Annotated in this window: 5 protein-coding genes; 1 reads left to right on the forward strand and 4 read right to left on the reverse strand. The window is 51.6% G+C overall.

Annotation, left to right across the window (positions count from 1 at the left end; translation table 11 throughout):
- Nucleotides 1-164: 164 nt before the first annotated feature.
- The 4 genes from C5S62_RS12210 to C5S62_RS12225 all read right to left on the reverse strand — a co-directional run bounded on the left by C5S62_RS12210 (nt 165) and on the right by C5S62_RS12225 (nt 4,094).
- Entirely contained in the window at nt 165-767 is a 603-nt protein-coding gene (locus tag C5S62_RS12210; RefSeq protein WP_104405657.1) for a TlpA disulfide reductase family protein, read from the reverse strand.
- A gap of 43 nt (nt 768-810) precedes the next feature.
- Nucleotides 811-1,506 carry a lipopolysaccharide kinase InaA family protein gene (locus C5S62_RS12215; RefSeq protein WP_104405658.1) on the reverse strand — a complete coding sequence of 232 codons (696 nt, stop codon included), beginning with the start codon at nt 1,504-1,506 and terminating at the stop codon, nt 811-813.
- A gap of 212 nt (nt 1,507-1,718) precedes the next feature.
- On the reverse strand, nt 1,719-3,377 hold the full coding sequence (locus C5S62_RS12220) for a formate--tetrahydrofolate ligase (RefSeq protein ID WP_104405659.1): 1,659 nt from the start codon (nt 3,375-3,377) through the stop codon (nt 1,719-1,721).
- Nucleotides 3,378-3,485: 108 nt separating this feature from the next.
- Nucleotides 3,486-4,094 carry a MarC family protein gene (locus tag C5S62_RS12225; protein WP_223301234.1) on the reverse strand — a complete coding sequence of 203 codons (609 nt, stop codon included), beginning with the start codon at nt 4,092-4,094 and terminating at the stop codon, nt 3,486-3,488.
- 216 nt (nt 4,095-4,310) lie between these two features.
- On the opposite strand from C5S62_RS12225, the gene C5S62_RS12235 reads away from it, so the two are divergent.
- Nucleotides 4,311-5,495, forward strand: coding sequence for an AAA family ATPase (locus C5S62_RS12235; RefSeq protein WP_104405661.1), 1,185 nt, complete (start codon nt 4,311-4,313; stop codon nt 5,493-5,495).
- Nucleotides 5,496-5,576: the final 81 nt, after the last annotated feature.

Here is a 5,576-nt window from a genome sequence, read left to right on the forward strand (position 1 = left end):
CTTGGCTGTTACAAAGATAATATATTTTCCCTCGGAAAGCAAGAAGTGTTAAAATCTGCCTGCTGGCGCAAAACGCCTTAAACCGTATCTTCAATTTTCAAGTCTGCAAGACACGCGACCTGTCATAAAAAACGAGCGGCACGCCTATTCTTCCGGCAGGTGATTCAAGGGGCCATTTCCAACGCTTGCCTGATGATGGCTTCAACCTTGTCGAGCTCTTCTTCCACAAAGCCGAGCGTGCCGAGAAGAATCTTGCCATCAGCTCCGATCACAAACAAACGGGGCACGCCTTGTGTGGCATATCGGTTGAATATTTCCTTGTCGGCGTCCAATGCCGTGGCGGTGCGCAGATAAGCGTAGTCGGTCCGTCCCTTTTCAGTGGCGAAAAATTTGTCGAGGCTTTCGCGGCTGTCCTTATAGGCTACCGGCAGGTACAAGAACCTGTCGTTGCCCTCAAATTGCTTGAGACGGGCGGGGAGCATGCCCGGTGCCAGCTCCCGCAAGCACGGACCGCACCATGACCCCCAGAAATTGAGCAGAACGACCTTGCCGCGGTTGTCTGAAAGACGGACACTCCCGCCGGCATATTTCTCTGCCGTAAAATCGGCCGCCTGACAGCCTTCCTTCAGAAGGGTTGTTTTTTCATATTGCTGACGGATAGCGTCCATAACGCGCAAAGGGACATTGTCTGATTGAGCGGTGGCCTGCAGAGCACACACAAAGACTGAGACAGCTAGAATAGCTTTTGATAAATATCTGAATATCATTATTGAAAGTTTTTTATCTTTATTCGTTGGCGTTTCTCACTTTTCAAAGCCCCTTGGCTTTGTCGATGAGCCGCCGGCAATAATCCGGATCGGCCTTGCGGGCTTCGGCATAAACACGTGCCAATTCGCTGAAAAACTCATTGTCACCTATCAGGCGGGAAAAATTCGCACATCCTTTTTCCACACTTACCGAACGGCCGGTTCGCAGGCTGTTGGTGTCTACAAGGGCGAAACGGTAACGGTCGCCCACCTTATCGAAAAGGATGTTGCTCGACGAAAAGTCGCGATGAAGAAAACCGTCTTCATGAAGCCGCGCGGCAAAACGGGCAAAACTGTCTGTTACCTCGTGGCGTTCATCATCCGAAAGATCGGTAATGGACGCAAGACTGTAGCGGTACTTTGAGAGCAGGCTCACGAAATACGTAACAGACGTGACAAGGCCTTTGTTGTATTTCACAAAAGCCACAGGTTCAGGACTTTCATATCCTCGCTCACGCAATTGCAACGGTCGGAAATAGGCTTTCTTGCCTTTCGGCGTCTTATAAAGTTTCACAGCCAGCCGCCCGCGCAATGATGGCGGGGCATAGCGTTTCACACAGAGCGTAAGCCCGTTGGTCTGAAGGGTACGTATAACATTTCTGTCGCGGAAAATCTCCTTCCCCTCATGGTCAAAATGCTCCTCAAGACGGGTCAGATAATCACGCAGATGCTCATATTTGGGATTGAGTATGATTTTCATGGCAGATATATTCTATTTCGGCAAAAATAACACTTTTTTTTGACAAAACCCCTAGAATCCTGCAATATTGCGCCCATACACGACAAACGGAAAGCCATTTGGCGGTTACAGCCTCACATAAAATGACTCGGCTTACTTACAGGAACAAGGCAGACGGAAGTTTGAGCTTCACCCGTCTGCCTCATCACATTGACAATATGTGGAAAATGCCGTTAGCTTAATCCTGTAATCTCGCCGTCAACATAATCTATATGATTAGCCTGCGGATCGCGCGGCAAGCCAGGCATGCGCAGAATGTCGCCCGCAATGGCCACAATCATCTCGGCGCCGGCGTTAATCACCACATCGCGTATGAGCAGGTCGAAACCTTCAGCAACGCCGTAACGGGTAGCATCGGCCGAGAAGGAGAATTGCGTCTTGGCAATACATACGGGGAAAACCGACATACCGTGCGCTTCAGCCAGTTTGATGCGGTTGAGGGCAGGCTTGGCAAAGCTCACGGTGGCCGCGCCGTATATCTGTTTCGCCACTTTTTCTATCTTTGTGCGGATGGAGTCACTGTCGGCATACGCCAACTGCAACGGGGCCGACGGCGTCTGCTCCAGCGTTTCGACCACAAGGCGGGCCATTTCCTCTGCGCCTTTTCCGCCGTCAGTATAGGCATTATTGATGACAAAAGGTGCATGAAGTTCATTTTCGCAATGGTGCTTGAGGAGCGCCATCTCTTCATCGGTGTCGGTGACAAAACGGTTAAAGACCACCACTACCGTCTGCCCGAAAGAGCGGAGGTTGGCCACATGGCGGTCGAGGTTGGCAAGTCCCGACCGTAAGCCTTCAACATTCGGCTCCTTAATCTGGTCGAGCGTTACGCCGCCGTGCATTTTCAGTCCTTGGGCAGTAGCCACAATAACGGTAAGATCAGGTTGCAGTCCACTCTTACGGCACAGGATGTCGTAGAATTTCTCAGCCCCGAGGTCAGCCCCGAAGCCGGCTTCGGTAATGGTGTAATCGCTGTGTGAGAGCGCCATTTTTGTGGCCAGCAATGAGTTGCAGCCATGAGCAATGTTGGCAAACGGTCCGCCGTGCACAATAGCCGGCGTATTCTCTGTCGTTTGGACAAGGTTAGGCTGAATGGCATCTTTAAGCAACACCATAATGGCGCCGGCTACGCCAAGATCTTTTACCGTGAAAGGTTCGCCGGCATAGGTATATCCCAGAAGAATATTCTCGATGCGGCGGCGCAAGTCGGCTTCATCGGCAGCCAGGCAGAGTATGGCCATCAGTTCCGAAGCGGGCGTGATGTCGAAGCCGGCCTGTTGTGTCAGGCCGTTGGTGGCAGGGCCGAGACCGGTCACTATGCTGCGCAATGAACGGTCGTTGACGTCGAGCACACGGCGCCATAGGATTTCCTTCAGTCCGAAGCCGTCTTTAGCGTGCTGGTAAAGATAATTGTCGAGCAAGGCGCTTATCATGTTGTGCGCCGAAGTAATGGCGTGAAAGTCGCCGGTGAAATGAAGGTTTATCTTTTCCATGGGCAACACCTGCGCATGGCCGCCGCCTGCGGCACCGCCTTTCATGCCGAAGCAGGGACCGAGCGAAGGCTCGCGCAGAGCCACAACCGCCTTCTTGCCTATATGGTTAAGCCCGAGTGCGAGTCCTATGGATACGGTCGTTTTTCCGATACCGGCCTTGGTAGCGGTGATGGCTGTGACAAGAATCAGTTTGCCTTTCTGCTCCCCAAGAAGATCAAGGGGCAGTTTGGCAATATGCTTGCCGTAATGTTCCAGTTTTTCGGCGGGTATGCCGATTTGTCCGGCCACGTCCTCAATGGGACGAAGCGTTGTGTTGTGGGCAATTTCGAGGTCTGTCATGGGCTTGGGTTTATTATATAAAGAACTTTTCTTACCGGTTATCAGAATGGCCGGCAGCCGTTTTTTTATAGGGAAACCGGAAGAGCCACCGGAATAAGCCGGCGGTCATCAGGTGTGCAGGAGAAGTGCCGAAAGGTTGGCTGTGAACAAGCGCACGGCTATGGCCAGGAGAATAATGCCGAAGAACTTGCGCATCAAATAGATGGCGCTGCGGCTGAGGATTCTCTCCACACGCTCGGTGGCCCGTAAAACGCAATATACTATGATCATATTGACAGCCAGAGCCAGAAGAATATTGGGAGTGGCGTATTCGGCACGCAGCGAAAGCAGCGTGGTGAACGACCCGGCACCGGCCAGCAACGGAAAGACTACCGGTACGAGCGTTGCTTCCTTGATGGGACCGATGTTCTTGAATATTTCAATGTCGAGAATCATTTCGAGAGCCATCAGGAAGATGACCAGCGCACCGGCCACGGCAAAGGATTCGATATCGACGCTGAAGAGTCGCAGCAGGATGTCGCCCGCAAAGAAAAAGCCTACCAGCAGACAGGATGATATGAGTGTGGCCTGCATGGCATTGACGGGCCGGCCTTTTTGCTTGAGGTCGATAATGATGGGGGTGGAGCCGAACACATCGAGCACAGCGAAGAGAACGATGAAGGCACTGATGGTTTGCTGCCAGTCAAGGCGGCCTAACAGATAATCAAAGGACATCATATTTTATGCTTATGTTGTTAATATGATGCAAAGTTACGGAGAAAAAAGGAAAACACCTTCCGGACAACCGAAAACTATGCAGGAGAATCCTCTTATCCGCCAACAAAATTCCGGAGGAGGGTGTTTTTATCTTCATATTACTTATTTTTGCAAACCCGGCTTCACAAATCAAACACAAAATAGTATCTTTGCAACAATTAAACATTGCAAAACGATATGTTAGAGACCTTTTTTCGCACTCATTCCTATCTGGTGGAACACTTCAACGCTCCCGTAAGGCGAGGACTTATGGACACGATCGACTGGAGCTACCGGCTGATAGGCATTAAGGGGCCGCGCGGCGTGGGGCGCACCTCTTTTCTGCTGCAATATGCCAAGGAGAACTTCGACCCCAATCTGCGCCAGTGTCTCTACATCAACCTCAACAACTTTTACTTTCAAGGGCGCGGACTGGTGGATTTCGCCGGCGAGTTCGTCAAGGCGGGCGGACAGGTGCTGCTCGCCGATCAGGTATTCAAGCTCACAGACTGGCGGGAGCAACTGTGCGAGTGTTACCACAAATTCCCGCGCCTGCGCATAGTCTACTCCACGACCTCCGTGGAGCCGGCCGACCCCGACGCCACCGAACTCTCGTCCATATCGCGTACTTACGTACTTCACGGATTTTCCTTCCGTGAATTCATCAATTTACAGACAGACAGCAACTTCCAGCCGTTCACCTTCGACACCCTTCTGAACAATCACCAGCACATACTGAAGAGCATCCTGCCCAAGGCGCGTCCCTGGCAATATTTTCAGGATTACCTCCACCACGGTTATTACCCTTTCTTCCTTGAAAACCGTAACTTCACGGAAGCCTTGCTCAAAGCCATGAACATGATGATAGAGGTGGACCTGCTTTTCAACAAACAGGTGGAGTTGAAATACCTTTCACGCATCAAACGGCTGCTCTACCTCCTAGCCGTGGACGGCGGACAAGCCCCCAACGTGAGCCGCCTGGCCGAAACGATAGGTACGAGCCGTGCCACCGTAATGAATTATCTCAAATATCTGGAAGAGACACGCCTCATCAACATGGTTTACCGCGAAGGAGACACTTTCCCGAAGAAGCCCGCCGCAGCCATGCTCCACGACACCAACCTCATCTACGCCGTTTATTCACCGCAAATGAGCGAGCAGCTTATCATGGAGACTTTCTTTGTGAACACGCTGTGGCGGCATCACACCATCACCAAGCAGCACCGCGAAGGCTATTACCGTGTGAACCACACCACCGACATTTGCGTGTGCGACCGCCTGCGACGCACTAAGGCCGCGCCCGATACCGTTTTTGCACGTTACAACGTTGACGTAGGCCGTGAAAACGAAATACCCTTGTGGCTTTTCGGATTTCTTTATTAGAGAACCTCAGGCGGAGGGACATCCCTATTTTAACACTTCTTGCTTTCCGAGGGAAAATATATTATCTTTGTAACAGCCAAG

The sequence above is a fragment of the Prevotella sp. MGM2 genome, assembly GCF_002933955.1.
Lineage (GTDB): Bacteria > Bacteroidota > Bacteroidia > Bacteroidales > Bacteroidaceae > Alloprevotella.